The sequence below is a fragment of the Enterococcus sp. AZ196 genome, from assembly GCF_050498845.1.
Lineage (GTDB): Bacteria > Bacillota > Bacilli > Lactobacillales > Enterococcaceae > Enterococcus_A > Enterococcus_A murrayae.
The window spans coordinates 1,929,195-1,942,068 of sequence record NZ_JBIPAM010000001.1 but is presented as its reverse complement, the minus strand read 5'-3'; the positions used below and the strand labels follow the sequence as shown (position 1 = coordinate 1,942,068).

The 12,874-nt window shown below is 41.2% G+C and carries 11 protein-coding genes; 9 read left to right on the top strand and 2 right to left on the bottom strand.

Features of this window, described 5'->3' with window-relative positions:
* Positions 1-25 precede the first annotated feature (25 nt).
* The 6 genes from IGI67_RS09425 (at position 26) to IGI67_RS09400 (ending at position 6,827) form a co-directional block, all read left to right on the top strand.
* A complete protein-coding gene (locus IGI67_RS09425) occupies positions 26-655 on the top strand; it encodes a CatA-like O-acetyltransferase (protein WP_429957531.1) in 630 nt (209 codons plus the stop codon).
* A 50-nt stretch (positions 656-705) separates the two neighbouring features.
* Positions 706-1,368 (top strand): endonuclease III domain-containing protein, encoded by a 663-nt coding sequence (locus IGI67_RS09420; protein ID WP_429957530.1) that lies wholly within the window; start codon positions 706-708, stop codon positions 1,366-1,368.
* 89 nt (positions 1,369-1,457) lie between these two features.
* The gene (map, locus tag IGI67_RS09415) at positions 1,458-2,213 is read left to right on the top strand and encodes a type I methionyl aminopeptidase (RefSeq protein ID WP_429957529.1); all 756 of its coding nucleotides are present in this window, start codon (positions 1,458-1,460) and stop codon (positions 2,211-2,213) included.
* A 305-nt stretch (positions 2,214-2,518) separates the two neighbouring features.
* On the top strand, positions 2,519-3,610 hold the full coding sequence (locus IGI67_RS09410) for a hypothetical protein (protein WP_429957528.1): 1,092 nt from the start codon (positions 2,519-2,521) through the stop codon (positions 3,608-3,610).
* Positions 3,611-3,878: 268 nt separating this feature from the next.
* Positions 3,879-5,651: an oleate hydratase gene (locus tag IGI67_RS09405; RefSeq protein WP_429957527.1), complete on the top strand. Its 1,773-nt coding sequence runs from the start codon at positions 3,879-3,881 to the stop codon at positions 5,649-5,651.
* 204 nt (positions 5,652-5,855) lie between these two features.
* Entirely contained in the window at positions 5,856-6,827 is a 972-nt protein-coding gene (locus IGI67_RS09400; RefSeq protein ID WP_429957526.1) for a diaminopimelate dehydrogenase, read from the top strand.
* 45 nt (positions 6,828-6,872) lie between these two features.
* On the opposite strand, the gene IGI67_RS09395 is transcribed toward IGI67_RS09400, so the two are convergent.
* A complete protein-coding gene (locus tag IGI67_RS09395) occupies positions 6,873-8,132 on the bottom strand; it encodes an ATP-binding protein (RefSeq protein ID WP_429957525.1) in 1,260 nt (419 codons plus the stop codon).
* Positions 8,133-8,140: 8 nt separating this feature from the next.
* Positions 8,141-8,833 (bottom strand): LytR/AlgR family response regulator transcription factor, encoded by a 693-nt coding sequence (locus tag IGI67_RS09390; protein WP_429957524.1) that lies wholly within the window; start codon positions 8,831-8,833, stop codon positions 8,141-8,143.
* Between the two features lie 146 nt (positions 8,834-8,979).
* Between IGI67_RS09390 and IGI67_RS09385 the strand changes: the two genes are divergently transcribed.
* The 3 genes from IGI67_RS09385 to IGI67_RS09375 all read left to right on the top strand — a co-directional run bounded on the left by IGI67_RS09385 (position 8,980) and on the right by IGI67_RS09375 (position 12,807).
* Entirely contained in the window at positions 8,980-9,741 is a 762-nt protein-coding gene (locus IGI67_RS09385) for an ABC transporter ATP-binding protein (RefSeq protein ID WP_429957523.1), read from the top strand.
* The gene (locus IGI67_RS09380; protein ID WP_429957522.1) at positions 9,722-11,821 is read left to right on the top strand and encodes an FtsX-like permease family protein; all 2,100 of its coding nucleotides are present in this window, start codon (positions 9,722-9,724) and stop codon (positions 11,819-11,821) included. Before IGI67_RS09385 ends, IGI67_RS09380 begins: the two co-directional genes overlap by 20 nt.
* A gap of 152 nt (positions 11,822-11,973) precedes the next feature.
* Positions 11,974-12,807: an AraC family transcriptional regulator gene (locus IGI67_RS09375; protein WP_429957521.1), complete on the top strand. Its 834-nt coding sequence runs from the start codon at positions 11,974-11,976 to the stop codon at positions 12,805-12,807.
* The last annotated feature ends 67 nt before the right edge of the window (positions 12,808-12,874 follow it).

Below are 12,874 nucleotides of genomic sequence, written 5' to 3'. Positions count from 1 at the left end.
AGAAAAAAATGAGGAGGGTGTCGAAATGAGTAATAAGTATGTCAAGATAGACGAAGAAAACTGGAAGCGCGCGATGCATTGCAGGGTATTTAGAGAGAGTGTGGAGCCGGCCTTTTGTGTGAGCTTTGAATTGGATATCACGCATTTCTTGAATGAAATTCGAGCGCAGCATTATTCCTTCACTTTTGCAATGATCTACAGTGTAACTGTTTGTGCCAATCAAATTGAAGAGTTTCGTTACCGATTCGTCGATGGCGACGTGGTTCTATACGATCAAATCGATACGGCATTTACGTACCTTGACAAAGAAACGGAGCTGTTCAAAGTCGTAAATGTTCCAATGAAGGCAACCCTTGAAGCGTATCTGGCTGCTGCAGCGAAAACAGCAGAGGAGCAGAAGGAATACTTCACAGGTCCATTAGGAACCGATGTCTTCCAATTTTCACCTATGCCATGGGTGTCCTTTACACATATCTCCCATACGAATTCTGGGAAGAAAGACAACGCGACTCCTTTGATCGACTGGGGAAAATATTTTCAACGTGATGGCCGTACCCTCCTGCCTTTTTCCGTACAGGCGCATCATTCCTTTGTAGATGGGCTTCATATTGGAAAATTAGCGGATGCGCTGCAAGCTTATTTGGATGCTTTCTAATATAATGAATGACGAGAAGAAGCAAATTTGAATGATTGCTGAGGGAAAAAATGATTACTAATATTGAAGAATTATACGAAGCGTTTAGTCAAGTTATGACACATAAACGCTGGTGGGACACGGATAATAAATGGGAAATTCTATTAGGGGCGGTATTGGTTCAAAATACGAATTGGCGAAATGTGGATTATGCTTTGGCAAATTTAAATGAAGCTACTCAATTTTTACCAGAAAATGTTTTGGCGTTAGACATGGAGCAGCTGCAGGCGCTGATTCGTCCAAGCGGTTTTTACAAAGGAAAGTCGAACACAATCATCGCGCTGTTGACTTGGCTGGAAGGCTATCACTTTGATTTGACGCAGGCGGCAGACAAGGATTTTTTGACGTTGCGAAAAGAGTTATTGGCAATCAAGGGAATCGGTGAGGAGACGGCGGATGCCTTGTTAGTATATGTTTTTGACCATTCGACCTTTATTGCGGATAAATACGCGCAACGGCTGTTTGAAAAATTTGGTTTTGCTTCTGCCGGTTATCGGCAATTGAAAAGCAAAATCATCTGGCCTGAGACGATGGACACGCTCAAGGCGCAAAATCTTCATGGCTGGATCATCGACTATGGTCAAGTATATTTGAAAAATGATGAGAGTTGGCAGAACGGTCCCTTGAGAGAATTTAAGCTAAAGTTAAGGCGACCAACGCTTAGTGAAGAGTAGGTATTTTCACTTTCCTTCGAAGACGATTCGTGGTATAAATTTTCAGTGTTATGTTATATAGAAGAAAAAACAATAATAGGAGCAAGCAAATGGTCACATTGAAATCAAATAGAGAGATCGAACAAATGAAGGAGTCCGGAGCTATTTTAGCAGGGATCCATCAGCAATTACGAGAGATCATCGTTCCAGGAATCACTACGAAAGAAATCAACCAATTTGTTCAAGAAAAGATTGAAGCAGCAGGGGCGACTGCTGCCCAGATTGGCTTTGAGGGGTATGAGTATGCGACTTGTACAAGTGTGAATGATGAAATCTGTCATGGCTTCCCCTCCAATTACCGTTTAAAATCCGGCGATGTCCTGAAGGTCGACTTTTGTGTCGACTATCATGGAGCAATCTCTGACAGCTGCTGGACATATGCAGTTGGCGAAGTCACTCCAGAACATCAGGCATTGATGGACGTGACGAAAGAGGCTTTGATGATTGGCATCGCACAAGCACAAGCGGGTAAGCGAGTAGGCGATATTGGTCACGCGATCCAAACATACGCGGAAGGCAAAGGTTATGGGGTCGTGCAGGATTTTCTGGCACATGGCATTGGCCCAACGATTCATGAAGAACCCTTTTTCCCGCATTTTGGAACAGCAGGCAAGGGACCGCGTCTAAAAGAAGGAATGACGATTACGATCGAGCCGATGATCACAACGGGAACATGGGAAGCTGGTATTGATGGCAATGGTTGGACGGCTCGTACCTTAGACGGCAGCTATTGCGCGCAGTATGAGCACTCAATCGCAATCACTAAAGACGGACCGATAATCATGACGGAACAAGCTGCTGAATAGTTTTACAGAAAGAGAAAGCGGAAAAGATTCTCCGCATTCTCTTTTTTTAATCATAAAGGAAGTGAAGTATGAAATTTTCAAATGAATAAGTAGCTTTGCAGCAGGTCTATCCATGTCCGGCTTCGCGAAGCCTTTCTTGTTAGCTATGAAGAGTTTCTATTTTCTAATTAAATAACTCCATTCAAATAGTTTATTTTTTATTAAAATAATTGTTCGTTTTTTCTATTTACAATTTTTTTAGTTAATGGTTATTATTAAATTATAAAAAAATGAAAACGTTTTTTCGGGGATGGGGGATTGGAAATATGGACGCGGTGAAATTGGGTTCGAGACAAATATTTTTGATGAAAAAGGAGAGTTTGACGAAAAGGGTGCAGGATTTTTACGCCAGTACTAAAAATAATGAGCGTTTGATTCAGTTTATGGTGGCTATTCTTGTACGAAATTCTCTTAGTCAGGGAATCATTACGGAGCAGCTAAAGGAGTTGATTCGAGAGGTTTATCTGACCGCCGAGCCGAATGACACAATGCGTCGCTATAGTCCGTTTTTCAAGCGTTGCTTTAGCGGAAGCGAATGGAAGGGACTCATAAAGAAACTCTTCAAGAATGAGTCGAATTATTTCGCCAATACCGAAGAAGCACGCTTTTATAATAACTATTTAGAAAACGAAGGGACTCTTAAAAATCACAGAGAGGACCTTATTTATCATGTGGAATCGGTGTTTGAAGACGCCGAAGGAAAAAAGCACAAACTGACGATTCCTGACACAGATCCGACCAAAAGTGAGGAGCAGACCGTGAATATTTTGCGGACCTTGTCGCTCTTGACGGTTTTTGAAAATGCCGGCGTAAGAAAATTCGTTGAGTATGTCAGCTACAAGACACCGGGGCTGACTATCGCGTCTGCTCACAATAGTCGCAAGGAGAAGAAAGCGGCTCAAGCGTCACAGACGAAGAACGTGACGGAAGCCGCAGCCCAAGCACCACAGCAGGAAAAGGAGCAAAAGCAGTTCGTTCAAAGCATCGCAAACAAAAAAGAAACAGGTCAACTATTACCGGCTGACTGTGAAACCCATCATACCCAAGCTCATAGGGAAGAATTGCACTCAGAAGCGCAGGACGATACTCGCGATTCAGTACCAGAAACAAATGGAAATGACTCAGCTCCACCAATGAGTTCCCCGACATCAGATGGAAAGAAAGGGCAAGAAAATCTCCAGCCGGCCACAAAGAAAAAGCCGAACAAAACGGCGGAATTGCCGAAAAGACCAGACACCTCCTACATGCGCTATGGCAAAAGCGAGGCGCAGATAGAAGAGGAACGGGAAAACAAACGCCTGCAACGAGAAGCCGACAGGAAGAACGGTAAAAAGAAGAAAAGGAAAAAGCGGAAGTAATTGAGCAGCGACTCCGATTAATCCAAGCAATGGCATGATTGAAAAAAGGTGAGTCAATCAAGCTTCTTTAGTATGGATAAAAACAGGTTTGAAGCTTAAATAGTCAAAAGAAGCTAGACGATTTTTCTACGGAAAAAAATATTTCTGCCGATTTTTTTAGACAAATCTGCAAAATAGTCTAACTTTTTGATTGATTGAAAGCGTCTCATTGTTCATATTTTTTTCCTGCTGGTATGCTGACAGTAGATTATCAGAGGAGGGGAACAACATGAGATACACGAATGGAAACTACGAAGCATTTGCTAGACCGAGAAAACCTGCGGGCGTTGATGAGAAGAGTGCTTATATCGTCGGTGCAGGATTGGCTGGACTAGCGGCAGCCGTTTTTTTGATTAGAGATGGTCAAATGAAAGGCGACCGAATCCACATCTTTGAGGAGCTTTCTTTGTCCGGCGGCTCACTGGACGGGAAATTCATCCCCCACGATGGTTTTGTGACTCGGGGTGGGCGTGAAATGGAGAATCATTTTGAATGCCTATGGGATTTATTCCGCTCAGTACCGTCTTTGGAAGTCGAAGATGCGTCAGTCTTAGATGAATTTTATTGGTTGGACCATGATGATCCCAACTCATCAAACTGCCGGATCATTCATAATCGCGGCGAACGTGCGGCCGACGATGGCGATTTCACTTTATCAAAAAAAGCGCAAAAAGAACTAGTCGATCTGTTTATGACCTCAGAAGACCAATTGATTGGCAAGAAGATCGAGGATGTTTTTGGGGAGGAATTTTTCGCTTCAAACTTTTGGCTGTATTGGTGTTCGATGTTCGCTTTTGAAAAATGGCATTCAGCGATCGAAATGCGCCGCTATGTTATGCGGTTTATCCATCACATCAAAGGGTTGCCGGACTTTACTGCGTTGAAATTTACCCGCTATAACCAATATGAATCGTTAGTAAAACCATTACTAGCATTCTTGAAGGATCACGGAGTCGATTTTCAATATGAAACGAAGATCGATAACATTCAAGTTGACGTGACAGCAGATAAAAAGGTCGCGAAGAAATTGTTGCTGACTCGTTCAGGCAAAGCCGAAGAAATCAACTTAACCAAAAATGATTTCGTCTTCGTTACGAATGGCTCGATCACTGAAAGCTCAACAGAAGGCGATCATCATACCGCGGCACCGATTACTCATGAGTTGGGCGGCAGCTGGAACTTATGGAAGAATTTAGCGAAGCAGTCTGATGCGTTCGGTCACCCAGAAGTCTTTTGCGACAACTTGCCGGATGAAAGCTGGTTTGTTTCTGCAACAGTTACATGGGAAAATTTTGATATTGAACCTTATATTTCAAGACTGACGCAACGGAAGCTGCGGACTGGAAAAATCGTAACCGGGGGAATCATTACAATCAAAGATTCCAATTGGTTAATGAGCTTTGCGACCCACCGCCAGCCTCATTTCAAAGAACAAAAGGATCAGCAAACAATCACTTGGGTCTATGGTCTATTATCAAATACACCGGGAAATTATATCAAGAAGCCGATCGAACAATGCAGCGGTCAAGAAATCGTACAGGAATTGATGTATCATTTAGGTGTGCCGGAAGACGATATCAAGAAATTTTCTGAAGAATCGTGTAACGTCATTCCTGTTTATATGCCGTTTATTACGTCATACTTTATGTTGCGGGAGCCTGGCGACCGTCCAGTAGTCATTCCTAACGGCTCGGAAAACTTAGCCTTTATTGGAAACTTTGCTGAAACCAAACGAGACACCGTCTTTACTACGGAATACTCTGTTCGGACAGCGATGGAGGCTGTTTACTCCTTCTTAGATATCGAACGTGGTGTTCCAGAAGTTTTTGCGTCGGCGTATGATATTAGGACATTAGCGAACTCTGTCTATTATTTAAGCGACCGCAAGAAGCTTTCCGAAATGGATATGCCGTATGTTGAGAAAAAAGTGCTGGAGCATTTTGTAAAAAAAGTTGAGCACACCTATATCGGCGATGTGCTGAAGGACAATCATTTATTATAAAAATAGCGAAGAAAAACTTTTCATAAGACTGCAGACAAGCTCAATGTCTGCAGTTTTTTATTGTGTCGGTCCTCCAGCTAGAAGAATAATTAAGTCTGGGGGACCTAGTGAATGGTAAGAAGTCTTCTGCTTGATGAGTTTTTTTTAATCTCACTCTTCTTTTTATAGTATAATTCTAATAAATAAGAATTAGGGGGATACTGAATGATCAAGATAGCGATTGTCGGATATGGAAATTTAGGGCGCGGTGTTGAGCGAGCGCTGAAGCAAAATGCAGATATGGAGTTAGTAGGGGTGTTTTCAAGAAGAGATCCTGCTAGTGTTGAAACGGATGGGGCGCCAGTCTATGTATTGGATGAATTAGAAGCGCAAAAAGGAAAGATCGATGTTTGTATTCTATGCGGCGGCTCTGCTACGGACCTGCCAATCCAAACACCGGCTATTACTAAAAGCTTTAACACGATCGATAGTTTTGATACCCATGCGAAAATTCCTGAACATTTCGCCAACGTCGATCAAGCAGCGAAGGACAATCAAACGGTTTCGGTTATTTCGACCGGCTGGGATCCCGGCTTGTTCAGCTTGAATCGTTTATACGCGCAAAGTATTTTGCCTGAAGGAGAAACCTATACTTTTTGGGGCAAGGGCGTCAGCCAAGGACACTCCGATGCATTGCGGCGAATCGAAGGGGTTGCTGATGCGATCCAATACACGATTCCTAAGAGCGAAGTGATCGAAAAATTAAAAGCCGGCGAAGAAATGACGTTGACGACGCGAGACAAGCATTTGCGTGAATGTTTCGTGGTCCTAGAAGAAAAGGCCGATGAAGAAGCAATCAAGGAAGAAATCGTGACAATGCCAAATTACTTTGATGAATACGATACGATCGTTCATTTCATCTCAGAAGAAGAGTTAAAACGGGATCACCATGCGATGCCCCATGGCGGAACCGTCCTGCGAACAGGAAAAACGCATGAGGATACGAAGCAGGTAATCGAGTACAATCTGCAATTGGAAAGCAATCCTGAGTTTACTGCCAGTGTTTTGGTTGCTTATGCTAGAGCATGTGCTCGCTTGGCCAAGGAGAAACAATTCGGCGCCTTTACTGTATTAGATATCGCACCGAAATACTTATCACCGATCGATGATGCGGCATTAAGAAAAGAATTACTGTAATCAAAAAGCGAAGGAGCCTATTTTGATAGGTCTCTCTTCGCTTTTTTAGATATCACTGATTAGCACAACTAAAGAAAACTGCTCATCATCGTAGCTGATGTCCAATGTACCGTCATAGCTTTCAACGATGGAGCGGACGGCTTGCAGCCCGATTCCGTGCTTCTGCGGCTGAGCTTTGGTTGAAAAGAAGCGGGAACCGCGGTTTTTAAGTTGATGCTTCTTTGTGTTGATGATCTCGTAGCTGAAAAAGCCGTTATAGTATCTAGCTTTCATTGTAATCTCTTTATTGGTTGTTTGCCTAGCCGCTTCGATCGCATTGTCTAAGGTATTGCCAAAGAGGGAACACAAATCGATATCGTCGATTGTTATCAGAGTATCGATATCTAACTGTAAGGAACACTTTATTTGATAGTCCTGCATCAATTGATATTTCGCATTCAAAACGGCATTGACGATACTGTTTTTACAAAAAATATGATTAGCGAGAATGTGCTGCTCGGTTAAGCTTGTCAAATAGCTTTCTGCTTTTTCAGGCTGCTCCTCACGAATCAAATTCAGCATGACGCTAAAATGATTGTTCATATCATGATGGATTTTCCGCAGCTGTTTTTGATTCCCTTCCAGTTCTTGATAATAATCTTTTTGCAGCTGTAAATTTTGATTCTCCAGCTTGTAACGAAAGCTTTTGGCGACATGACCAGTCATATACAAGCTGCAGAAGCTGGTCAGGATACAAGCAAGAGATGCGGGATATACACGCCAAGTAATTGCGGGGGTGAAGGCAATAAAGCTGATCATGGCTATTAAGGGCGTCAAGCAAATAAAATCAATAATCAGCCATAATTTGGTTGTAATCTGGGTCTTTGAGTAAGGAATTGCATAACGAAAGAACTGATACATAGCAAACCAAACAAGCCCTCTTAAAAGGTGTGCTGCTCCATGCAGCAAATAATCTAAAACAACCCCTTCGCCATTTGCCTGCCAAATCTTTAACCCGATATCCTCCAATAAAAAATTGAGTGAAACGATAAAAGGATATAAAGAGAGCACTAAAGAAATTTTATGGATGACAGGTCCTTTTAAAAGGAGCAGCAGGGAAAGGAGAAAAAGTAAAAACATGACGAATACGCTGAGCAAATCGTTAGGATAAATAGGCAATGTAATACTGCAAAAGATGATAAAGAAAAGCAGCAGCTGAAGCAGTCGATTGTCTTTAGGCGGAATAAACTGTTCAATTAATTGATAGAGAAAATACGTTCCGAATAGACCGAGAAAATTGATAAGAACGACATCGATTAAAAACATAAAATCACCTAACCTAACATATTTTTAGCAAAGTTGACCATGAGAGACTGACGATATTTTCGACTAATCGGCAACTGCTCCTGATGGCAATAAAGAAACGCAGACTCTACGTGCTCCACGTAATTCAAATTAACCAAATAGCGATTATGGATTCTAAGGAATTGATCCGGCAAAGCTAGATCATTCAATTTTCCATAAAAGGTACTAGTATTTTTCGTGGTCACCACCTGCAACATGCGGCGGTTGCTGGCAAAATAGCAAATATCCTTCAGCGGGACTCTCGTTACGCCTGATTTTTTTTCAATGACAAAATATTTCTGCTGCTCTGTTTCCAGCTCCTCCAAAGCCTTCTGCAGCACCTCAATGATTTTTTTCTCCCCATAGGGCTTCAATAGATAGTTTAATGCTCGGACTTCATATCCTTGAAAGACAAAATCTGCAAAAGCCGTAATAAAGATGATTACAGCCCGTTGATTGACTTTCCGCAACTGCTTCGCTGTTTCGATCCCATCTAGGTTCTTCATTTCAATATCTAAAAACAGGAGATCGATCGTCTCCAGCTGGCTGCTAAGCAATTCTTCCCCCGAAGAAAACTCACTAAACTGATACTCTAGGCCTTGCAGCTGCAATTCTGGCTCGAGTATTTTTATCAGAGCTTTGCGCATTTCTTTTTCATCATCACAACAAACAACCTGCAACATTCAGCTAACCTCCGTTTTTTATCCATTATATCATTAAAAGATTGTCAAAAATGACGATAAATGGGTCAAGAATGACAAGATAATCCATAGGGAAGCTCCGCTGATTTTCTTAGAATAAGGGTATAGAAAACAAGGAGGAGAAGAAAATGTTAACAGTTGATCATTTATACAAAAGCTTTAATACTGGTGGGGTCCAGTATGATGTCTTAAAGGATGTTTCCTTTGAAATCGCAGAAAGTGAATTCGTGGCGGTAATGGGGCCATCAGGAAGCGGGAAAACGACCTTATTGAATTGTATCTCCTGTTTTATCCCTTATGAAAAAGGAGAGATTCGTTTAGATAATACGTTATTGGCTAAGCTGGATGAGGAAGCGATGGCTGAAGTGCGGAATAAGAAATTAGGCTTTGTCTTCCAAGATTTTATGCTGCTAGACGGCCTAACGATTTTTGAAAATGTTTGTGTCCCGAAAGTAATCACACAAGCACCGTATCGTCCAATGGAGCAAAAGGTTACTAAGCTGCTCAAATTATTCGGGATCGACGGGATTGCTAATAAGTATCCAGTAGAAATCTCTGGCGGGCAAAAACAGCGGACGGCAGTAGCTAGAGCCTTAATGAATGACCCCTTGATTTTACTAGCCGATGAACCCACCGGCAACCTTGACAGTAAATCTCGTGATACTGTAATCGAAGCGTTTATTGAAGCGAAGCGCACTTTGGGTGCGACTATTTTTATGGTTACCCACGATACTTTTTCGGCGAGCTACTGTGATCGTGTCCTAGTTATGAAAGATGGCAATATCTTCACTGAATTAAAACGGACAGGAACAAGACAGCAATTTTTTGATGAATTGCTTGATATACTTAAGGAATTGGAGGGGAATCCTGATGAAGCTGTCCATGTCTGATCTTTTGAAGAAGCTGCGCAAGTATAATCAACGCAATTACCTGCAGTTTATCTTTTGTATGACCTTTTCCGTCCTGTTGATCACCTCCTATGCTGTGATGCTCTACAGTACAATCGTTCAGCAGACGCTTCCAGTCGGAGGAGACAGCCGCAAGCAGGTCATGATGATTTTTGCCATCGCGATTATAGGCTGTTTGATATTTATTATGTATGCAGCCAATTTGTTTTTAAAATACAAAAGCAGAGAGACAGGGGTGTTTTTAGCTTTAGGAGCAAAGAAAAAATATCTCTCTCAAAAGCTGACGGTTGAGATGCTGCAATTGATGCTCAGCTGTATTTTGGTTGGAGTCGTCCTTGGTATCGGGGTGGCCTTTCTGATTTGGCAGCTTTTTCGATTGATCTTAGTAAATTTAGGTGAGATGTCACTGGGACTAACCTTTGAGGGAATCATGATCGGGTTGCTTTTTGGTCTTGTTTCGATGCTCCCAGTTCTATTCCAGTTGTACCAGTTTGTTCGCCGAACAGACATGATGGAAATTTTATACCATCAGCATAAGAATGAACCATTGCGGCCAGTGACGGCTAAGTACGGGCTGTCTGGGATTGTTCTATTGGTCGTCGGGATATTTTTAGGGTTTGTAGTCCCTAAGCTTGTGTCAAATACTATAGAGATATTGCTTCCTGGTTTATGGAATGTCACCTATCTGCTTTCATTGATTGGGATCTATCGTATTATGACTTATGCCATTATGAAGAGTAAACGGGGAAGAAATCCGCAAAAATACTATAATGACCTGATCGCTTCTAATATGATGAAGTTTCAAGGGCGGCAAACTGTACGAAACATGAGTATTATCGCTTTACTGCTGACGGCCAGTCTATTTGCAAGTTTCTATCCGCCGCAATTAGCTAGTGCGACGAATGCTATTTCAAACAGTCCGGTGGACTACGAGCTGCATTATAATCTTTCAGAAGATGAAGTGAACCAGCAGGATATTTATCGGTTAGCCAGAAAACACGATGTCACAATCAAAGAATATCAGGAGATTATTTTTTCAGAATTGTTAGTTAGTGGTGTGGAACGTGATTGGAGTGATGACGGCAAATTAATTGAAGATTACTCAAAGGATCATCGTTTAGCCGATTTTATCGATGCGTCTACCTTTAATCGGGAAACCCAAAGCGATCTTACGATTCCTCAAGGTCATTATTACCGAGTGAAAGGGGCAGAAGAAGCGGAGAGTTTTTTTGAAAAGGATGACGATGTGGATCTAGTAACAAATCCCGTCACAAAAGAAGAGCTTTCAATTAAATTCAAAGGAGTTGCACGCTGTCAGCAGCTGGTCAGCAAAGGCAGTCGCCGGTATGTGTTAAATGATCAGGACTACCAAAAAATCAGAACGAACCTGACCAAGGAGAATCAAACGAAGCAAATTCTGTTTAATGTGACCGATGTGGAAGCTTCTTATCCATTTGCTCAAGCTGTTTATCAAGAATTTATTGAGAAGGCATCTCCTAAAATGGCGGTCCTGAATCCCTATGATGCCTATCAATCTGCCAAAGCCAAAGCAAATAATCAGCAGTATGATTATGATAGAAAGATCAAGCTTTCGCCTAGCAACATGTCGCTGATGGATGACTGGAAATATTATCCTGCGATGAAAGTACTTGTGGAAAATACCTTTTTCCAAAGTGTTGCTGTTTACTTTTTGGTCTTCATTTTTGTGGCGATCATTTGCCTAGCCGCAGTCGGCGTGATCTCGTATACACGAAGCATTACGATCGGCTTATCAAATCAGCAGTTGTTTGAAGATTTGAAACGCTTAGGTGCGAATAATCATTACATTCGAAAATGTGTACTCAGTCAGTTGAATAAATTATTTATTTTACCAACCGTTTTAGCCGCAATCTTGATCTATGGGTTTACCCTGTTGATGTTCGGCACAAATGATAATCAATTTACCAGCAATGAAATGAATGCTCTGATGATGGACAGTGTACTGCTGATGCTAGTTGTTCTCTATCAAGTGATCATATACTATGTTTCCTTCCGTAAAATCAAGAAAATATTGCAGGTTTAATGTCAGTACTGGATTGAAATATTTCTAATTTCAATTAAAATGAATAACTCGAGGAAAAACCAAATTGGTCATTCCTTGAGTTTTTCTTTTGCTTAATTTTAGCGAATTGGGTACGTTACAAGTAAGAAAAATCAAGAAAACGAGGCAATAATATGAAATATGAAAAAATCTCACCAACAGATAATTACCCGTATAAAATATTTTCATTTCATTCGAAATCATCGGATCGTCTGATTCCTCCTCATTGGCATGAAAGTCTTGAGCTGCTTTTTTGTTTTTCTGGCGAGTTGGAAGTCATCTTTGCTGGCCAGACCTATCATTTGAAAGCAAAGGAATTCATTATTATCAATTCGAATCATGTTCATTCAACAAGAAGTCCAGTGTTAGGCGAATGTTTAGTGATTCAGGTTCCTTTGGAGTATCTGCAAAGAATCACCGAGGAGCAGTATTTGAAGAAATTTCTGTTCAAAGCTATACCGGAACAGAAAAATTCGGAGGCACTAGAATGCTTACTGTTTATTTATCAGAATTTTTCTTCGAATGAATTAGTGAATCATTTATATGTGAAAGCCAAAATCTATGAGTTATTAGCGGTTCTTTGCGAAAGTAATACATTTTCCAGCACGAATATTTATGAAATCAAGTCCTTTAAATATTTGGAAAAGATGAAAGTAGTCAATCAATACATTCAGGATCACTACGCTCAAAATTTAATGATCGAAGAGGTGGCGAAGATTTTCAATTACAATCCGTCTTATTTTTCCCGCTTTTATAAAAAGTTTATGGGGATCACTTTTACCGAATATCTCAATTCTATTCGGTTGGATGCAGCTTACAAAGAAATGCGCGATACGGATAAGACGATTCTGGAAATCGGGTTGAATAATGGGTTTGCTACGAATAAAACTTTTTACAATGTTTTTCGTAATAAATTTGGCATGTCGCCGCAAAAATTTCGTAAGCAATTTCTAAAAAAAAGTAATTAAATTTCCACTTTGTCGTAAAAAAGCGGAACGACTTGGAGCGACTATCGACTCTATAATGAAAGCGTTA